Consider the following 16,255-nt stretch of genomic DNA (forward strand, 5'->3'; position numbering starts at 1 on the left):
CCCCCTGCGTCGACATGGTGTCGGCGGACGTCGCGGTTCAGGTGTTCCAGCTGTCCACGGCCACTTGGACGAAGCTGCGGACCAGCGGGCTCCGCCCGATCTTCGGCCAGGCCACGACGAGGTCGCTCGGCGGTCTGTCGCTGAACGGGACGGCGACCAGGCCGGCGGGCAGCGGCTGGTCGACAGGGGCGAGGGCTGATGTTCCGTTCCAGAGAGCTGCTTGCAGACACTCCTGGATCGTTCGCATGACCGGCGACGTGTCGTCGTGGCCGCCGCCCGTCCAGTACGCGGCCCACACGGGATCCGTGCCGCGCGGGAGTCGGACCCACCGGCGGCCGGCGAGATCGGCCGAGGAGACCGAAGTGCGATCGGCGAGAGGGTCGTCGTCACGCATGACCACGCCGACGGGTACTGAGCGCAGGATGTGCGTGCTGGTGCCGGTGTCGTCGAACGGGGTTCGGGTCAGGGCCACGTCGACGAGCCCGGTGCGAAGCCCGGCTGTCGGGTCGCCGAGGTCCGATTCGTGGATGGTGACGTTCACGTGCGGATGTCGGGCCCGGAAGAGCGGGACCAGCCGGCCGCCGACGTGTTGCGCCGCGTCTGCCAGCGTCCCGACGGACAGGTTCGCCGCGCCCGCAGCGTCGGTCACCCGGCTGCGGATCCGTTCGGCCTGCGCCAGCAACGCCTGCGTCTCGTCGTACAGAACCGTTCCAGCGGGCGTGAGGGCGACGCCCTTGGACCTGCGCTCGAACAGGACGACGCCGAGCTCGTCCTCGAGCTGCCGGATCGCGCGGCTGAGCGGCGGCTGTGTCATGTGCAGCCGGGTCGCTGCCCGGCCGATGTGGCGTTCCTCGGCGACGGCGACGAAGTACCGGAGCGAGCGAAGGTCCACCCCGAACACGATACCCGTGGGGTATCGGACGTACCGAGATGGTCTTGGACAGCAGATCCCGCGACGGCCAACGATGGAGGCAGTGGAGCTGACAAGGAGGGACGTTCATGACCAACCCCGCTCTCACGGTCGGGTGCTTCCAGTACGACACGACGCGTGCACTGTTCGAGGGATCCGTCAGGGATGACGGCATCGACGTCACGATGGAGACCGCTGCCACCCTGCCGGAGATCTTCGACCGCCTGATCCGCGGAAACGACTTCGACGTGGCCGAACTCGGGCTCACGTTCTATCTGCGGCTACTGGAGACCGGCCTGCCGTACGTAGCGTTGCCGATCTTCCCGAACCGCGTGTTCCGGCACTCCTGCATTTACGTCAACACCCACAGCGGGATCATCGAACCGGGTGATCTTGCGGGCAAGGCCATCGGCGAGTTCGGCACCTACGGTCAGGACTCCGGCGTGTGGGCCAAGGGGATCCTGATGGACGAGTACGGATTCAGGCCCGAGAAGAGCCGTTGGGTGATCGGCGGCCTCGAACACCCCGCGCCGCCCTTCGATTTCATCCCTCATCCGCATCCCGCCGAAGTCGACGTGAGCGTCGCGCCCGAGGGAAAGGCACTGGGTGCGATGCTGGACGCCGGCGAGATCGATGCCCTGTTCTCGGCGAACGTCCCGGAGTGCGTGCTCGACGGTTCCCCGAACGTCGCCCGGCTGTTTCCCGATTTCGAACCGCTGGAACGCGACTACCACCGACGGACGGGCATCTTCCCGATCATGCACACCCTCGTCATCCGGCGGGATCTCCTGCGGGACCGTCCCGGCCTCGCGCACGGCGTCCACCGCCTCTTCTCCCGGGCGAAGGACGCCGCCGCCGACCGCTACCGCCAGAACCGTCGGCTCTACCAGGTTCCGACCATGGTTCCGTGGATGAACGCCCTGGTCGAGCGCAACGGCGAGGAGTTCCCCGAGGACTGGTGGCCCTACGGCATCGCGGCCAACCGCACCGCCCTCGACGCCCACCTGCGCTATCACCACGAGCAGGGCCTGACCACGCGGCAATTCAGGATCGAGGACGTCTTCGCGGCCGAACTCTTCGACACCTGAGTGTCCGCTCGCCGGGTGGTGCTCGATGCTGCCGCGTGGTGCCGTCTCACCTGGCCGGCACTGCGCGGCTTCATGCTCGATCCCCCCATGGCGCCCCGTTGAGGAACCCGATGTCGTGGCGTCGTGCGTCGGCGACGGGTTTGCCGTTCTCCCGCGACTCGAGCTCGGCGAGCTCGTCGACATGTGCGGCCAGGACCTCGGCGCCGCGCACCAGCAGTTCGGCCCGTTCGGAAGGAGTACGCCACCTCCAGTCCTGCGTGAAAGCGCGGTGGGCCGCGCGTACGGCGGCGTCGACCTCGGGAGCGCCGCCGCCCTGGACGGTGGTGATCACCTGGCCGGTGGCCGGTGGTTCCGCTCACGCGCGCGCACCAGCATCCCGGCACCGAGCGAGATCGGCGCGATGAGCTATGCGATGTCCTGGCATCCCCGCCTGGACAACGACGCCGCACAACGCCGGCTCCGCGGCGCGATCACCACCACGCTGGGCGAGGCCACGCGCGGGTCGGTGGCGGGCCCATGACCTGACCGACCTGGTTCACCCTGTCGGTGATCGCCTCGATGACGACGTCGGGCCGGTCGACAGGGATGTCATGAGAACTGTGATTCGCCGCGGCCTGGTGCCGGTTGCGTGCCGCGCCGACGAACTGCTGCTGGGCCTCGTGCCACAGCTGTGCGTCGACCGGGGTGGCGAAGGGGGGAGACTTGGAGGACACGATCGCGGTGGCGGGAACACTAGGTGGCCAGGACATCTTCCGGTACGCGAGATGCATCGGCCCGTAGTTGTCCGCATGCGCCGGGAGTTGACGCGCCGAAGTGAGCGGCTTGCCCTTGAGAGCATCACAGGGCCACGCCGACCGATCCGCTGCCGACCGGGACGCGGTCGGAGGTCGCCCGGCACCATGCGGCGATCCGCTCGGTGAGGTCGTCGGGGTGGAACCGCGGGTAGCGGTGGGCCTGTGCGACGGCCCGTCGCATCGCCTCGCGTACCCAGGGCAGTGGGGGATACGGGCTCTCGGTCAGGGCAAGTCGGTGCAGTACGGGGATGTCCATGGCTCAGTCCCGTCCGCCGTGCCAGCGAACGGCGACGGCACCGGCGAAGTCGCCCGCGTGGGCGAATCCCCCGAGCACGATCAGGTCGCCGTCCTTCACCTGCCCCGAGCTGATCGCGCGGTCCAGGGTGACCGGGATCGCCGCTCCGAACAGATTCCCGTACTCGTCGAAGGTGTTCAGGTGCCGTTCGGCCGGCAGCTGCAGAGCCTCTCGCCAGTTCCGCAGGAAGGTGCGGTTGGGCTGGTTGGTGATGAGGACGTCGATGTCGGTGCTCGCCACGCCGAGCCGCCGGCACAGGTCCGCGATCACCTCGGGGACGAGGCGGTTCCCGCGTGCCAGGACCTTGGCGACGCTTGAGTCGGTGAACCCGATCCGCAGCTGGGACTCTCCCGGTTCCCAGTACTTGCGGCCGTCGTCGACCGCCACGGTCATGTCGCCGGCGTACTCGCCGATGTGCCGGGTCTCCACGTCGAGGACCGGCGACTGTGCCGACCTCGTCACGTACCCCACCCCGCACCCGTCGCCCGGGATCGCCGCCTGGGCGAGCTTGCGCACCTCGGACTGGGTGAACCACTGCCCCGCGGCGCTCTGTGCGTTGCAGATCAGTGCGGTCTTCGCATCGGTGGAGGTGAGTATCTGCCGGGCCAGCTTCACCATGTACACGAAGGACGCGCAGCCCGCGTTTGCCACGTCGACGAGCCACTCCGGGTTCAGGCCCAGCCGACGAGCCACCTCGGTTCCGGCGCCCGCGAACGGCAGGTCCGGCAACTGGCTGTGCACCAACAGCACGTCGACGCCCCGGATTTCCGCCGCGCCGTGCCGTTCGATCAGGGGCTGTACGGCGCGCTCGACCATGTCCGCGTTGGTCTCGTCCGGGGCCACGTGGTGCCGTAACGGCGGGACCCTGAACATGGGATGGTTGCGGAGCTTGTCCTCGGCTCCGGGGTAGTCGGTGTAGAACTCCGCGGGGACCGGCTCGCCGGGCAGGTAGCTCGCGACGTCGGTGAGGCTGACCGTGGTCACCGCGCCACCGCCCTCGCCGGAGCCGAACCGACCGGCAGGCCGCGCCGGTGACGGTGTTCCAGGATGGTCTTGAGGTTGTGCATCTCCACGGTGTGCCCTGCGTAGAAGAGGTCCCAGTAGTCGCCCACCCAGGGCCGGTTCGGGCGGGGAGCCAGGTCGGGGCGCGGGTTGGCGTCGTAGTAGGGGTGCCGGCAGTTGGTCCAGGTGATCACCGAGCCCGGCTTGTCGAGTACCGGCTGCGCCGGGACGACCCGCATCAGGTAGATCATCCACAGCTTCTCGCCCTGGTCCCAGGAACAGTGGTAGTCCACGGTCATGGCCTCCGGGTTCGCCAGCACCTTGCAGTAGATCCTGGTGTCGTCCTCCAGCCGGTCGTGACCGACCCACAGCCCCGGGGTGCCGGTGGGCGCGAAGTCCCGAAGGCTGCAGGTCCACTCCTCCAGATGGTGCCCCTGGCGCAGGTAGTCGTAGGCCTGCTCCGGGGGGCAGTCGACGTACTCGTGGATGGTGCAGTACTGCCCGTAGACCTGGTGGTGGGGGTAGACCGCGTGGGTCAGCTCCATGCAGTGGGCGGTCAGTTCCTCCTTGCCGGCGTTCTCGATCCGGACCAGACCGGGGATGTCAGCCAACGCGGACGACTCCTCGCTCATCTGAGCTCTCCTTGCTGTTGGTGGCTTCGGTGAAGGACTGGAAGGGAAGGAACGGAGGGATCTCCCGCGGGTCGCAGTCCACCGCGACGAACGCCGGGCCGCCGCGCGCGTTGCCGCGCAGCAGCGCCGTGCGCAGTTGCGCCGCATCGGCGGCTCCCGTGGCCTCCAGGGACGGGAAGGCGGCGGCCACTCCGGCGGCGAGGTCGGTCCGGGCGAACACGTCGTCGCTGCGGACGCCGCCCTGGAGGAACTCCTCCCGCATCGCGCACATGGCGTGGGCGTTGTTGTTGAAGATCACGAACGTCACGGGTGCGTCGTACTCCACGGCCGTGTGCACTTCCATCCCGTGCATGAAGAAGGCTCCGTCGCCGGCGAGGACGTAGGTGCGTCGGCCGGTGGCGAGTGCGGCGCCGATGCCGGCACCGAAGGTGTAGCCCATGCCGCCCATGCCGACCGCCACCACGAAGCGGCCGTGGCGCGGTGCCGCAAGGAGATGGATCGCGCTGGCACCTGCGTTGCCGGCGTCCACGAAGACATGTGCGTCCTGGGGGAGTGCCGCCTCCACCGCGGCGACCGCCAGGGCGTGGGGGACGGTTCGCTCCCGGCTCTGCGAGAGCGGACCCGGCACGGGTGTGGGAACGGGGCCGGCATGCGGCGGGCAGGGGCGTGGGGGCGAGGGCAGCCGGGCGGTCACCGCGCGCAGTGCGTCCCGCAGGTTCCCGCCAAGTACGGTGCCTGACACGAACGGTGGTTCGGGGCCGAGGGACACGACTTCGGTGCCGGCCAGGGCCCGGTCGAGGCCGCCGCGTGCCAGGAGCGGCAGCCGGGTACCGACCAGCAGGCACAGGTCGGCCCGTCGCAGGCAGTCCTCGACGTTGGCGTGGCCCATCACCCCGGCCACGCCTGCAAATCGGGGATCACGGTTGTCGAAGACGTCCTTGGCGTCCGGGGTGACCGCCACCCATGCCCCGAGGCGCCGGGCCAGTTCGGCCAGATCCCCACGCGCGTCGGCGGCGGCGACATCCTCACCGGCGATGACGAGGACGCGACCGGCTCGGCGAAGGATGTCCGAGACGGCCCTGACGGCGGCTGTGCCGAGCCGCGCCGCCGGTGCCGTCCCGGGACCGCCCGGTATCGGGGCCGTGTCGCGGGCGGGTACCCGGATCCGCGCCTGCTGCACGTCCTTGGGCAGCAACAGCACGGCCGGCCCGCGGGGATCGGCCTGCGCCACCGCGACTGCCCGGGACAGCAACTCCGTGAGCAGGTCCGGCTCATCGACCCGGGCGCAGAACCGGGAGACGGGCGCGAAGACCTCCCGAGCGTCGAAGGAGCCCGCCTTGCCGCTGGAGTCCTGGAAGGCCCCGCGCCCTTCCTGACCGGTCGGCGGCTGGCCCACCAGGGCCAGCACGGGCACCCGGGAGGCGTACGCCTCCGCCAGACCCGGTACGAGATTCATCGCCCCGCCGCCCGAGGTGGCGGCGACGACGCCGAGGCGCCTGGTGGTGCGCGCGTATCCGTCGGCCATGGTGACGGCGGAGAACTCGTGTTTGGCGACGACGCCGCGGACGCCGTCGCAGCGGTGCACCGCGTCGTACAGGTCCTCGATGTTCGCGCCGCCGACGCCGAACACGTGGGTGACGCCGGCCCTGGCGAGTTCCCCGGCCAGATGGTCGACCAGGCGTACCGTTTCCGCCTCGCGCAGTCCCGGGGTCTCGATCGTCATGCGGGGCTCCCTTCCCTCTCGTGGTGCCGGTCGATGAACCCGCACGGCGAGATCACCTGGAAGCGGTGCCGGTATTCCTTGGGGGTGAGGCCCAGGGTGCGTCCGAAGGAGCGGAAGAACGTCTCGGCGGTGGTGAATCCGCAGCGGCCGGCTATCTGGCCGATCGTCAGGTCCGTGGTCTCCAGCAGCTCGCGTGCGCGGTCGATGCGCGTCCGCTCGACGTACTGGCCGGGTGTCTGCCCCACCTCGCGCCGGAAGACCCGGGCGAAGTTGCGCTGACTCATGTTGGCCTGCCGCGCGATCTCAGCCACGGGTAACGGGCCGCCCAGGTTGTCCAGGATCCACTCCTGTGCCGCCCGGATCGGCGGATGGTCGGCCAACTGGGCGTCGAGGACGGCGCTGTACTGGGACTGTCCTCCGTGCCGCTTGAGGAACAGCACCAGAAACCGTGCCGTCTCCAGCGCGAGCGCCGATCCGTGATCTGCCTCCACCAGAGCCAGGGCCATGTCGATGCCCGTCGACACGCCCGCGGAGGTCACAAAAGGGCCGTCCCAGACGAAGATCGGCTCGGCGTCCACCGTCACATCCGGATAGCGGGACGCCATCGCCTCGCTGTACGCCCAGTGCGTGGTGGCGCGTCGGCCGGCGAGGAGGCCGGCCTCCGCCAGCAGAAAGGAACCGCCGCATACGGAGGCGACTCTGCGCGACCGGGCCGCCGCCCGGCCGATCCAGGACACGAGCGCCTCGTCCCTGAGCGCATCGTTGAGACTCCATCCGTCCGGCACGAGGAGCGTGTCGATCGGGCCCCGCCCCGCCTCCAGTGGCGAGGCCTCCACCACCACTCCGGAACTCATGCGCACCAACGGTGCGTCGGCGGAGACGAATTCGGTCCGGTAGGGGGTGCCCGAGGCGCCCGCGAGCCGGTTCGCCGTATCGAACACTTCAATCGGTCCTGTGATGTCCAGGGCCATCGCGCCCGCGTACACCACCACAACAACACGTCGTTCCAACACGGTCACAGCCTGTATCGGATGTCGTACTGGCTGCAATGACAGATTACTGACGTATCCGGCCAGCAAACGGCGTCGCACGGGTACGCAGGGCGCTGGCGAGGCGGTTCGCGCGCCGGGCGGGCGGCCATGGGTGAGGCAGCTCACAGATCGGTGCGGTTGCGCCGCCGTCGGCGAGCACCGCATGCCGTGGTCCGCGGCAGCCCTGAGGCCGGATCGCGCGAGGAGTCGGGGAAGCCGGTCAGCCGCCCAGGGCGTGGACCATGTTGACGACGGCGGTCATCTGGGGGGCGCTCCTGACCGCGTAGTCGGAGCCGGTGTAGCCGAACCAGTCCCAGCAGCCCTGTGGGTTGACGGGCCAGACGCTGGAGACGGCCTGCGGGTAGAGGACGACGAGGTTGTTGGTGTCGGCGTAGGTGTCGAGGTTGCCCTTCTCGGCGAAGGCGGTGCCGAGGAGTTGCTGGGCGGACAGGCAGCCGTGCAGGGCGACCACCAGCGTGCAGGGTGCGCCCTGGGCGCAGCTGGGCGGCACATAGAGCTGGCCGGTGCCGTCCATGGACAGGGCGCGGGCCGAGCCGCCGGGGGCGTAGGCGTTCTGGTCGAAGTAGGTGAGCGAGCCCTCCGGAGCGCCGGTGTTGCGTGGGTTGACCGTGCCCAGCCAGGCGGTGAGCATCTCGCGCTGCGGGTCGTCGTGGCAGTTGTTCAGGAAGGGGGGCAGCGTGAGCGCGCAGGGGACGACGCCGTCGGGCGTGGGCCAGGAGTGCCCCGCCGGATCCCAGTCGTGGTACGTGACCTGGGCGCCGAAGTGCTCGTAGAAGTCGACGCCGGCACGGGAGACGAGCGGATTGACGACCGGGTCGAGGTAGCCGTGGTAGGTGTAGACCGGCTTGCCCGCCAGGTTGGAGACCGGATCGATGCGGCCCTCGGCCGCCCAGTCGGTGGCCTGTTGTTCCAGTCGTCCGACGCCGAGGCCCAGGTCGCAGGTGGCGAGGTCGATGACCTTGCCCTGGCCGCAGTCGTACGGGCCTGCGGCGACGATTCCGGCGCCGTCGAAGGTGCGGGAGTAGGCGACCTGGAGCTGGGTGGCCATGAAGCCGCCGGAGGAGACGCCGGTGACGTAGGTGCCGGTGATGTCGAGGTCCGGCAGCGGTGGGGCGGCGGCCTGGGCGGGCGCCGTCAGGCCGAGGACGGTCAGACCGGCTGCGGCGCCGAGAACGGCCACGCCGCGGACGGCTGTGCGCAGGGAGCGGAACCTCATCGTGCACACTCCGTGAGGTGGGAGGGCGGTGCCGCCGGTGTGGGCGGCACCGAGGGGCGGGGGTGACGACGGCCGGCCCCGGAACCCGTCGCCGTCCGGCCGGGCGGGCCGCTCGGACGGACAGTGCCAACCAATCGATCGGTTGTTTCGGTTTCGTTGCGGGATACCTTCCGGCTTCTGCGCTACGGTGTCAACCAATCGATTGGTTGGAATCTCTCCGTATCCCTCAGGAGCAGCAGTGGAACTTCCCGCCTGGGAGCCCCGCCGGGTCGTGGCGATGGGTGCCGTCCTGCCCGAGGGGGTGACGCCTCCCGGCACACGAGGGCGGATCCTGAAGGCGGGCCTGGAACTGTTCGCCGAATCGGGCTTCGCCGGCGCCTCGATCCGGCAGATCGCGGGCATCGTCGGCATCAACTCCGCGACGCTGTACGCGCACTACCCCTCCAAGGGGCATGTGCTCGCCGCGTTGGTGCGCATCGGCCACGAGGAGATGCTGGCCCGCCTGAGCGAGGCCGCGGCCGCCACCCGGGACGCCGGCGCCGGCCGGCAGCTGGCCGCTCTGGTCCGCGCCCATGTGCTGCTGCACACCGACTATCCGCTGTTGGCGGTCGTCACCAACAGTGAACTGCACGCCCTGCCTCCCGAACTGGCCGAGCCCTCCCTCGAACTGCGCGGGCAGTGCCGTCGTATGCTCGCCGACGTTCTCGAACTGGGGCTGCAGCAGGGCGAGTTCAGCATCGACGACCCGCTGCTGGCGGTGACCGCGATCGGTGGCCTCGGGGTGCAGGTCGCCCAGTGGTTCGGACCCGCATCCGGTCGTACCCGTGAACAAGTCGCCGACCAGTACGCGCAGTTCGCCCTGCGCATGGCCGGCGCCCACCGCTGAGTATGCGCCCCGTCCGCCCCCTCGCGCCCAGGAGCAACCATGCGACCGGTCCTCTCCACCCGGCACGGTGCCGTGCGCGGCACCACCGGCCCGGACGGCATCGCCCGCTTCAAAAACATCCCCTATGCCGCCGCCCCCGTCGGACCGCTCCGCTTCACCCCGCCCCGCCCGCCGGCCCCATGGAACGGAACACGCGACGCCGACACCTACGGCCCCACCGCACCCAAGGCCCCGTACGCCCCACCGCTGAACCGTCTCATCCCCGAGGTCGACATCCCCGGCGAGGACTTCCTCAATCTCAACGTCTGGACCCCTGATCCGGCGGGACGGCTGCCCGTCATGGTCTGGCTGCACGGCGGCGCGTTCAGCAACGGCTCGGGTTCCGTACCCGGTTACGACGGCACCGCGTTCGCCCGTGACGGCGTGGTGCTGGTGACACTGAACTACCGTTTGGGCGCGCACGGCTTCCTGCACCTCGGCCCCGAGGACCCCGCCCCGGCCAACCTCGGTCTGCTGGACCAGATCGCGGCGCTGGAATGGGTACGCGACAACATCGCGTCGTTCGGCGGCGATTCCGGGCGCGTCACTGTCTTCGGCCAGTCGGCGGGGGCGATGAGCATCGGCGCGCTGCTCGCCATGCCCGCGGCCAAGGGCCTCTTCCACCGCGCCGTACTGCAGAGCGGAGCGGCCCATCACGTGCTGTCCCCCGGCTCCGCCGCCCGGGTCGGGGCCGGACTGGCCGCCGTGCTCGGTGTGCCGCCCACCCGTGCGGACCTCGCCGCCGTACCCCTGGAGCGGCTGCTGGCCGCGCAGCAGCGACTGCGCGCGGAGATCTCCGCACGCCCGGACCCGGCACTGTGGGGCGAGGCGGCCCTCAACCTGATGCCCTTCGAACCCGTGGTCGACCACACCACCCTGCCGCGCCCGCCCATCGAGGCGATCGCGGACGGCACTGCCGCGGACGTCGACGTGCTGGTGGGCTTCACCCGAGACGAGTTCCGCCTGTTCACCGTGCCCACCGGACTGTCCCCGCTGGTGACGGACGATCTCCTGGACAGCGCGGCAGCGGCCTACGGTCTGCCACCCCAGGGGGTGCTCGCCTACCGGGCCTCCTTCCCCGACGCGGCGCCGGGCGACCTGTTCGCCGAGATCGCCACGGACTGGTTCTACCGGCTACCCGCCCTGCGGCTGGCCGAGGCCCAAGAAGGCCAGGGCGCCCGCGCGTTCGTCTACGAGTTCGCCTGGCCCTCGCCGGCCCTCGACGGAGATCTCGGCGCCTGCCATGCGGCCGACCTTCCGTTCGTCTTCGACAACCTGGCCGACCCGGGCTTCGCAGCCCTGCTCGGCGACACGCCTCCGCAGCACATCGCCGACAGCATGCACGCCGCCTGGACCGCCTTCGCCACCACCGGCGAGCCCGGCTGGCCCGCCTACCGCGAACCCGGCCGCGCCGTCCGCCGCTTCGGCGCAACGCCCGCCCTCGACCACGCCCCTCGCGAGCACCTGCGAGCCCTGTGGGACGGTGTGCGCTGATCCCCGCCCCGGACGACGTCGCACGCAGGACGCCCCGCGCACCCCTTTCCGAGGCGATGGCGTTCCAGGCCGGCCGCAGGTGCGACGATCCGACCACCCGCTCGACACGCGAGCCGCACGACGAGGTCACCGCCATGTGACGGCCGGCACCGGCTGCAGCGGCACCGGGGGGACAGTGGCGACGGAGCCACATGGTGCCGGGCGCACGGTCATCCGTCGCGTGTCAGCTCGCGTACGGCGACTTCCCGGAAGCTGTGCGGCGGGCGGCCGGTGAGCCGCTGGACGGTGTCGGTGGTGCGGTCCTCGGCACCCTCGGCGATGGCGCGGTCCATGCCGGCCAGCATCTCGGCGAACTCCAGCGGCATCTGTGCGGCCAGGCGGTCTCGCATCTCCTCGTACGTCAGAGGCCGGTGGATCACGGGCCGGCCGGTGACCTGCGTGACGACGGTGGCGACGTCTTCGTGGCTGAGCGCCTCAGGTCCGGTCAGGACGAGGTCGGTGTCGGGCGCGCGGTTCCCGGTCAGGGCGTGTACGGCGACGGCGGCGATGTCGTCGGCGTCGACGAACCCCACGCGACCGGCCCCGGCCGCGGTCAGGATCTCGCCGCGCGCGCGGATGCTCTGGGCGTGGACGTGCGTGCCGGTGAAGTTCTGCATGAACCAGGAGGGCCGCAGCACCGCCCACTGGTCGAACAGCCCGGGCAGCGCCCGGTGCACCGCACCCACTCCCGGGCCTCCCTCGGAGATGGCCGAGGAGCTGAGCAGTACTGCACGGTGTGCACCGGCGGCCCGAGCCTGCCGTAGGAAGGGCAGCATGACCGCGGCCGGGTCCGGGTCGCCCACCGGCGGAACGAGGTAGACGCGGTCGGCTCCGTCGAGAGCGGCGCCGAAGGTGGTGGGGTCGTACCAGTCGAAGCGGACCGGTTCCGCACCCCCGACCGGAGTGGCACGCCGGCTCGCGGCCTTGACGCGGTGTCCGGCGGCGGCCAGTCCCGCGGCCGTACGGACCCCGGTCGTGCCGGTGGCGCCGATCACCAGGGTGGTGCCGGGGATGGTCATCGGGCGTCGCTCCCGGCGAAGTCCAGCCCGGGTGCCTGGACGGCGAGCGGATTCCAGTAGTCCCGGTAGGAGGCGAAGCGGCCGTCTCGAACGGACACGACAGCGATGTAGGTCATGTCGAAGGGTCCGCCGCTCTCGACGAGCCGGCCCACACCGCGCATCTCGACCACGATGGTCTCCGGGTCGGTGGTCTGGTGGATCCGCACGTCGGGGAAGTCGTGCAGGTCGATGTGGTCGGGGTAGTCACGCATGTAGGCGGCGATGGCCTCCCGGCCCTCCAGACGCGTGGGCCAGCCGTGCGGGGCGAACGGGAACTCCAGCACTCCGTCGGCTGCCCACAGGCCGATCCAGCCCGGAATGTCCTTGTCCAGCAGCAGCTGCAGGCTCCGGCGGTACAGATCGGCCGGTGAGCCGTTCGCGTGGGTGTTTTCGGGCATGGTTCTCCCCGTTCCAGTGCTCCAGTACGATACGGACTCGCGGTCCGCTTCTCCCTCGACAATACGGACCGCCGGTCCGGATTGCAACGGAGGAACCCCGTGCCCGAGCGCAGCCCGCGCAAGGACGCCGCCCGCAACCGCGCGGCCGTCCTCGCCGCCGCCGACACTCTCTTCACCCGGTGCGAGCAGCCCGAAGACGTCACCATGGCCGACATCGCGGCGGCGGCGGGTGTCGGGAAGGGGACGCTCTTCCGCGCCTTCGGCGATCGCACCGGGCTGATCCGGGCGCTGTACGAAGCGCGGCTCGAACCGGTCCGGACGAGCGTCGAGGAGGGCCCGCCGCCGCTGGGGCCCGCGACCGAGCCGCTGCGGCGTGTACTGGCCCTGCTCGACACCGTCCTGTGCTTCAAGCTCGACAACCGTCACCTCGCGCTGGCCCTGGAACAGACCGGCACCGACAGCCCCTACCGCACGGAGCACTACGAGCGATGGCACGCGCTGCTGCGTGATCTGCTGGACCGGATTCCGGGCCTGACCGGTACCGGTTCCGCCGACTTCACCGCCCACGCCCTGCTCGCCGCGACCCGCGCCGACCTGGTCGCCTACCTGGCCGGCGAAAAGGGCCTGACCCGTGGCGAGATACGGGCCCGCCTGGCGGAGTTCGCCGCCAGAACCCTCGGTGCGGACACGCCCCCGACGCCGGCCGGCGAAGGCTGACCACGGCCGCTCCGGCGGTGGTCACGCCCTTCTCGCGCGACGGGACCGATGAGGCTTCCAGGACGGTCGGCGTTCGCGGATCCATGGACCGGCAGAGGCGGCCCCCTCGGCGTCGGTTCCCGTGAGGGGCAGAGCGCTCGGAGGGCCAGGGGTCAGCGCGGGTGGTCGTCGTGGGCACGGTGGTCGTGGCCTTCGGGGCGCCGTGCCAGGGCTTGGGCGCGTGCGGTGACCTCCGCGGTGGACACGGCGCGCAGGCCGACGAGCACGTCCTCCAGTGCGGCCAGCCACAGCCGGTAGTAGTGGTACGGCTCGTCCGGATCCGCCGAAGCCTCCCAGGCGGCGATCCGGGAGATCAGCGCTGCCTGGAATTCCGGCCAGGTGAACGCGCCCGCCTCGTACAGGGTGACGGCCATGCCGAAGGCGCGGCTCTCCCACGGCTCGGCGAACACCAGCTCGCCGTTGGAGCGAGGGGGCGCGGCCGGGCCCTCGATGTCCATCGGTGCGCTCACGGTGCCGCCACCTTCGCCACGCCCACCATCGCGTCCCTAGTCACCAGGGACACCAGCTCCTCCTCGGACAGGTGCTCGGTGCCGGCCGGGCGCTCGGGCAGCACCAGCCAGCGCACCTCGCTCGTGGAGTCGCGGACGACGATCTGTACGTCGTCGCCGAGTTCGAGTCCCATCTCGGACAGCACCCTGCGCGGCTCCCGCACCACCCGCGCCCGGTAGGCGGGATCCTTGTACCAGCTCGGCGGCAGGCCGAGCACCGGCCAGGGGTAGCACGAGCACAGGGTGCACACCACGACGTTGTGGACGGCGGGAGTGTTCTCCACGACGACGATGTGCTCGCCCTGCTGCCCCGAGAAGCCCAGCTCCTTGACGGCGGCGGTGCCGTCCTGGAGCAGGCGCTGCCGGTAGCCGGGGTCGGTCCACGCCTTGGCGACGACCTTGGCCCCGTTGAGCGGGCCCACGTTGGTTTCGTACTGGGTGATGATCCCGTTCATCACCCGCGGGTCGATCAGACCCCGCTCGGTGAGCAGCTGCTCCAGCGCCTCGGTGCGCAAGGCCACGGAAGGAGGTTCGTCCGGGCCGCCGGCGGTGGTGGTCATGCCGTGGTCTCCAGGTAGCTCTCGTACATGTCCACGGTGAGGGCGAAGGGTTCGGGGTCGGAGCCCCACAGTTCGCGCGAGTCGAACCGCACCGTGTAGACGTGCTGCGGGTTCTCGCCCAGGAAATGCGCGTTGGTGTCCGGCAGTACATGGGCGGGCTGGATGACGTCGACGACTCCGGTGTGTCCCCGGACGTACCCCGGCAACCGGGTGTGCCCGGGGACGGACACGTTCTTGGCGCGTACGCGCTCGCCGATGCCGAAGGCCGGTGCGGTGTCCACGGAGCGCAGCGAGCCCTCGGCGGTGGGTGCGTAGTGAGGTATGGCGGGCTCGGGGACGGGCGGTTGCGCCACCTGTTCGCCGCGCAGGTTGCGGGCGCGGGCCTCGACCGCGCCCGGCGCGAGGACGGACCTTTCGGTGAGCATCAGCTCGCCCGCGTTGAGCCAGCGCCCGAAGTAGCCGTCGTCCAGGTAGGCGGCCCGGTTCAGGCGCTCCAGAGCGTGCCGGAAGGCGTCCGTGTTGATGCCGCCGCTCGCGATACGGCTGGAGAGGATCGCCAACGCGAACGCCTTGCGTTGCCAGTCTTCCGCGAAGACGGGTTCATCGCGTTCCGGCGGACGAACGGGCCCCCATCCCTGGGTGCCCCCCATGTCGGCAATACCATCCATGGTGCAAACCCTCACTTGTCCGGGATAACGGACGTAATTACTCGAATTATATTGGCCGGCGCATTCGCGCTGGGGGTGCGGCGTGTCGGAGGTGCGCGTGCCAGGTGGGGAAAGTCAACTGGATGGGTCATCCGGTTCTGCTACGGTAAGCGTGAACCGGATAAGTAATCCAGATAGCACAGGCGGTTGTGGCATGAAGCAGACAGCGGTCGTCACGGCAGGGACGGCGGGAATCGGGTGGGAAACCGCCTTGGGGCTGGCCGAGGCAGGGCTGGAGGTCACGGTGGTCGGGCGCAACGCCGAGCGGGGTGCCCGTGCGGTCGAGCGGATCAACGCCATGGCGCCGTTGCACTCCGCCCGGTTCCTCGCCGCCGACCTCGCCTCGCTCGACGCGGTGCGCGCCCTTGCCGGCCGAATCGCCGGGGACGGTCCGCTGACCGTCCTGGTCAACAACGTCGGCGCGATGTTCCCGGACCGGCAGGACTCCGTCGACGGGATCGAGGCGACGTTCGCCGTCAACCACCTCTCGCCCTACCTCCTGACCGAGCTGCTGCTGCCCGCACTGCGAGCCGGTGCGCCGAGCCGGATCGTGAACGTCACCTCAGGTGCGATCGGTGTCGCGAAGCGCGTCTTCGACGCGGCGGAGCCGCCGGGTGGCTACTACGGCTTCCACTGGTACGGTCGCGCCAAGCTGGCCGGCCTCGCCTATGCGCTGGAGCTCGCCGGACGGCTCGAGGGCACGGGCGTCTCGGTCTTCGCCGCAGACCCCGGCGGCGCCGCGACCGACATGACCAACGGCACCCTGCGTGATCCGAAAATCGTCTCGCCGGGGCTGCGGCTGCTCTGGCCGCTGGTCCGCCGCAGGTTCGAACGCTCGACCTCGGGCCCTGCGTCCCTGGCGGCCAAGTCCTCGATCTTCGCCGCGACCGACGGCTCACTGGACGGCCGGACCGGCGTGGTCATCGGGCCCCGGGCGCATCCGGTCACCCCCTTCCGTCCGGCAGCCGACCCCCGAATCGCCGAAGCCGTCCGCCGCCTCAGCGAGCGTCTCGCGCCACTCAGGACGACATGACGGGACCTGAAGTGGATCCGGCTTCACCACACGGTGGACCGGTTCCCCTCCAGGGACGATGGGG

At 70.6% G+C, this 16,255-nt stretch carries 18 protein-coding genes; 5 read left to right on the forward strand and 13 right to left on the reverse strand.

Features of this window, described 5'->3' with window-relative positions:
• Positions 1–37 precede the first annotated feature (37 nt).
• Complete coding sequence (locus ACWGJ5_RS21485) at positions 38–892, reverse strand: LysR family transcriptional regulator (RefSeq protein WP_453311260.1); 855 nt, start codon at positions 890–892, stop codon at positions 38–40.
• Between the two features lie 107 nt (positions 893–999).
• Here ACWGJ5_RS21485 and ACWGJ5_RS21490 point away from each other — a divergent pair, with 107 nt between their 5' ends.
• Entirely contained in the window at positions 1,000–1,998 is a 999-nt protein-coding gene (locus ACWGJ5_RS21490) for a 4,5-dihydroxyphthalate decarboxylase (protein ID WP_453311261.1), read from the forward strand.
• A 70-nt stretch (positions 1,999–2,068) separates the two neighbouring features.
• On the opposite strand, the gene ACWGJ5_RS21495 is transcribed toward ACWGJ5_RS21490, so the two are convergent.
• The 7 genes from ACWGJ5_RS21495 to ACWGJ5_RS21525 all read right to left on the reverse strand — a co-directional run bounded on the left by ACWGJ5_RS21495 (position 2,069) and on the right by ACWGJ5_RS21525 (position 8,712).
• On the reverse strand, positions 2,069–2,329 hold the full coding sequence (locus ACWGJ5_RS21495; RefSeq protein ID WP_453311262.1) for an aldehyde dehydrogenase family protein: 261 nt from the start codon (positions 2,327–2,329) through the stop codon (positions 2,069–2,071).
• 506 nt (positions 2,330–2,835) lie between these two features.
• Entirely contained in the window at positions 2,836–3,048 is a 213-nt protein-coding gene (locus ACWGJ5_RS21500; RefSeq protein ID WP_453311263.1) for a hypothetical protein, read from the reverse strand.
• Positions 3,049–3,051: 3 nt separating this feature from the next.
• Entirely contained in the window at positions 3,052–4,071 is a 1,020-nt protein-coding gene (locus ACWGJ5_RS21505) for a 3-oxoacyl-ACP synthase III family protein (RefSeq protein WP_453311264.1), read from the reverse strand.
• Complete coding sequence (locus tag ACWGJ5_RS21510) at positions 4,068–4,721, reverse strand: SRPBCC family protein (protein WP_453311265.1); 654 nt, start codon at positions 4,719–4,721, stop codon at positions 4,068–4,070. Before ACWGJ5_RS21510 ends, ACWGJ5_RS21505 begins: the two co-directional genes overlap by 4 nt.
• Entirely contained in the window at positions 4,693–6,444 is a 1,752-nt protein-coding gene (locus tag ACWGJ5_RS21515) for a thiamine pyrophosphate-binding protein (protein WP_453311266.1), read from the reverse strand. The genes ACWGJ5_RS21510 and ACWGJ5_RS21515 overlap by 29 nt, the downstream gene beginning before the upstream one ends.
• Positions 6,441–7,457 (reverse strand): GlxA family transcriptional regulator, encoded by a 1,017-nt coding sequence (locus ACWGJ5_RS21520; RefSeq protein WP_453311267.1) that lies wholly within the window; start codon positions 7,455–7,457, stop codon positions 6,441–6,443. Before ACWGJ5_RS21520 ends, ACWGJ5_RS21515 begins: the two co-directional genes overlap by 4 nt.
• A 238-nt stretch (positions 7,458–7,695) precedes the next feature.
• Complete coding sequence (locus ACWGJ5_RS21525; RefSeq protein WP_453311268.1) at positions 7,696–8,712, reverse strand: extracellular catalytic domain type 2 short-chain-length polyhydroxyalkanoate depolymerase; 1,017 nt, start codon at positions 8,710–8,712, stop codon at positions 7,696–7,698.
• A gap of 238 nt (positions 8,713–8,950) precedes the next feature.
• On the opposite strand from ACWGJ5_RS21525, the gene ACWGJ5_RS21530 reads away from it, so the two are divergent.
• Entirely contained in the window at positions 8,951–9,598 is a 648-nt protein-coding gene (locus tag ACWGJ5_RS21530; RefSeq protein ID WP_453311269.1) for a TetR/AcrR family transcriptional regulator, read from the forward strand.
• Positions 9,599–9,637: 39 nt separating this feature from the next.
• Positions 9,638–11,131: a carboxylesterase/lipase family protein gene (locus ACWGJ5_RS21535; protein WP_453311270.1), complete on the forward strand. Its 1,494-nt coding sequence runs from the start codon at positions 9,638–9,640 to the stop codon at positions 11,129–11,131.
• Positions 11,132–11,340: 209 nt separating this feature from the next.
• On the opposite strand, the gene ACWGJ5_RS21540 is transcribed toward ACWGJ5_RS21535, so the two are convergent.
• Complete coding sequence (locus ACWGJ5_RS21540) at positions 11,341–12,189, reverse strand: NAD(P)H-binding protein (protein WP_453311271.1); 849 nt, start codon at positions 12,187–12,189, stop codon at positions 11,341–11,343.
• The gene (locus ACWGJ5_RS21545) at positions 12,186–12,626 is read right to left on the reverse strand and encodes a nuclear transport factor 2 family protein (protein ID WP_453311272.1); all 441 of its coding nucleotides are present in this window, start codon (positions 12,624–12,626) and stop codon (positions 12,186–12,188) included. Before ACWGJ5_RS21545 ends, ACWGJ5_RS21540 begins: the two co-directional genes overlap by 4 nt.
• 99 nt (positions 12,627–12,725) lie before the next feature.
• On the opposite strand from ACWGJ5_RS21545, the gene ACWGJ5_RS21550 reads away from it, so the two are divergent.
• Complete coding sequence (locus tag ACWGJ5_RS21550) at positions 12,726–13,343, forward strand: TetR/AcrR family transcriptional regulator (RefSeq protein ID WP_453311273.1); 618 nt, start codon at positions 12,726–12,728, stop codon at positions 13,341–13,343.
• Positions 13,344–13,495: 152 nt separating this feature from the next.
• Here the strand turns inward: ACWGJ5_RS21550 and ACWGJ5_RS21555 are convergent, their stop codons facing one another.
• From ACWGJ5_RS21555 to nthB, 3 genes are read right to left on the reverse strand one after another with little or no spacing between them, the layout of a single operon-like run.
• Positions 13,496–13,852 carry a nitrile hydratase accessory protein gene (locus ACWGJ5_RS21555; RefSeq protein WP_453311274.1) on the reverse strand — a complete coding sequence of 119 codons (357 nt, stop codon included), beginning with the start codon at positions 13,850–13,852 and terminating at the stop codon, positions 13,496–13,498.
• Entirely contained in the window at positions 13,849–14,451 is a 603-nt protein-coding gene (nthA, locus tag ACWGJ5_RS21560; RefSeq protein WP_453311275.1) for a nitrile hydratase subunit alpha, read from the reverse strand. The genes ACWGJ5_RS21555 and nthA overlap by 4 nt, the downstream gene beginning before the upstream one ends.
• A complete protein-coding gene (nthB, locus tag ACWGJ5_RS21565; protein WP_453311276.1) occupies positions 14,448–15,119 on the reverse strand; it encodes a nitrile hydratase subunit beta in 672 nt (223 codons plus the stop codon). The genes nthA and nthB overlap by 4 nt, the downstream gene beginning before the upstream one ends.
• 193 nt (positions 15,120–15,312) lie before the next feature.
• On the opposite strand from nthB, the gene ACWGJ5_RS21570 reads away from it, so the two are divergent.
• Complete coding sequence (locus ACWGJ5_RS21570; protein WP_453311277.1) at positions 15,313–16,191, forward strand: SDR family NAD(P)-dependent oxidoreductase; 879 nt, start codon at positions 15,313–15,315, stop codon at positions 16,189–16,191.
• Positions 16,192–16,255 lie beyond the last annotated feature (64 nt).

This window comes from Streptomyces sp. NPDC054783 (genome assembly GCF_053611725.1).